The 1,870-nt window shown below is 73.4% G+C and carries 1 protein-coding gene; it reads right to left on the bottom strand.

Going from position 1 to position 1,870, the window contains the following annotated elements:
• Positions 1–49: 49 nt before the first annotated feature.
• Positions 50–1,714, bottom strand: coding sequence for a hypothetical protein (locus tag DQW06_RS23225; protein WP_013151170.1), 1,665 nt, complete (start codon positions 1,712–1,714; stop codon positions 50–52).
• Positions 1,715–1,870: the final 156 nt, after the last annotated feature.

Below are 1,870 nucleotides of genomic sequence, written 5' to 3'. Positions count from 1 at the left end.
GGGGGAGCACCGTCCCCCCGCGCCGTCCGCGCGCTCACGCCTCCCGCGTCTACTCGCCGCCGCTGGGCGACCAGCGCAGCTCCACGCTGCTGCGCTGCCCCTCCTCGGTGACGCTCAGCGCCAGGCCCACGGCGCCCCACTGGCCGGGGGCCTCCACCTCGCTCTCGGTCAGCACCTGGCGCAGGTCCATGTACCCGGCCATCACCGCCGAGTCCATCTCCTGCATGGTCTGCTGGAAGACCGGGTCGTCGCCCAGGCGCCCGGTGGCGCTGCTGCCCTGGGACACCACCACGGCGTCGCCGTCGGTGCTCACCCCCGGCGGGGTGCTGTAGGAGTCGACGACCGCGCTCTCGACGAAGTCGCCCAGGATCTGCTCGTCACCGCCCACCGCGCGGTACTGGAAGGACGCCTCCCCGCCGCCGCTGTAGGAGGATCCGAAGAAGCCCTCCAGGTCCATGTCGGTGACACCGAACGCGGTCGAGGAGCCCAGCAGCTGGGTGAACCCCTCCGGCAGCGGGGCGCCCATCGAGTTGAACTGGCGCTCCATCTCCTGCATCTGGCCGCTGCTCGTCATGAACGGGATCGAGTCGCTCTCGTAGGCGTCGGCCAGCGCCGTGTCCAGGCCGCTGGCGCCCACGGCCATGACCGTGCTCTCGGGCAGCGACTCCATCGCCGCCACGCTCGCCCCCGGCGTCTCGGCCAGCCACGCCAGGTCGGTGCCGTCCACCGTGAGGTCGAAGATGTCCGTGCGCGCCTCCAGGTACTCGCCGTCCACCCGCAGGGACGCGGTCATCCGGCCGCTCAGCTCACCGGTTTCGGCGGCCAGGTCGGCCTCGAACTCGCGGGCGAACTCCTCGACCTCCATCAGACCCGCGAGGTCCGACCACGCCGCGGCCAGGCTGCCGCCGGGCACCTCGGCCATGTCGCCGGAGAAGGTGTCGGCGTCGGCCAGGGGACCGTGCTCCTCCACCTGCGCGTGCAGGTCGGCCAGCGCCGCGTCGGAGGTGGTGAGGAGCGCGAAGTCGTTGATCACCTCGAAGTAGAGGTCGTCGTACTCGCCGCTGAGCCGCTCCAGGTTCTCCTGGGCGAGCCGCTCGTCCTCCACCGCGAGCGCGAACGCCCCGGCCACGCCGGCGCCCTCGCCCAGCTCGGCCTCACCGCTGGCGGGCCACATCGCGAAGCCCACGCGCTGGCCGATCCACTCCTCGACCTCGGACTGCCGCGCCTCGGGGAAGGCGGCCACGAAACCCTCGGCGACCAGCCCCGTCATGTCGCCGTCGGGCTCGTCCATCTCGGCCGTGACCTCGTCGGGGAGCTGGTCCACGAACCGCAACAGCTCCATGGCCTGGGAGCCGTCGATGGACAGGTCGATCTTGCCGAACGCGAGCGCGCTGCCCGGGAGCACGTCCTCGGGCTGGGGGCCGCCGAAGCTGACCAGCGAGACGGTGGCCCACACCGTGCCGCCCATGAGGAGGAGCGCGGTGCCCGCGGCGGCCGGGATCAGCCAGCGCCTGTTGCGGCCGCCGCCGGAGGGCGGCGGCACCTGACCGCCGGAGTACTGGCCCCCGGGGAAGGGACCCGCGGGCGGCGGACCGCCGGGCGCGCCCGCGCCGAAGCCCGCGGGGTGCTGGCCGGGAGCCTGGGGCGGAGGGTAACCCTGCCCGGGCGGCTGAGGCTGCCACTGGGGCTGCTGTGGGGGATCGGGGTAGGACATCAAACCTCCGGCGGGGAATTCCTCGGCGCGTGCACCGCGCAACCAACGCCGGGTCTGATGCCGCGTCGACCCGGTGTGGTTCGCGTCCCGTGCCTTTTTCGGTAGGCCGGTGGGGAAGGGGCCCGGTGTCCCGTACCGGCCGGGACGGGACACCGG

Origin of the sequence: Nocardiopsis sp. TNDT3, from assembly GCF_003427465.1 — a bacterium.
In the GTDB taxonomy this organism is placed as follows: domain Bacteria; phylum Actinomycetota; class Actinomycetes; order Streptosporangiales; family Streptosporangiaceae; genus Nocardiopsis; species Nocardiopsis dassonvillei.
This window is presented reverse-complemented; position numbering and strand designations above follow the sequence as displayed.

Bases quoted from the DNA above. Each gene is read 5' to 3' on its own strand.
- DQW06_RS23225 (WP_013151170.1), bottom strand. From the start codon at position 1,714: ATGTCCTACCCCGATCCCCCACAGCAGCCCCAGTGGCAGCCTCAGCCG.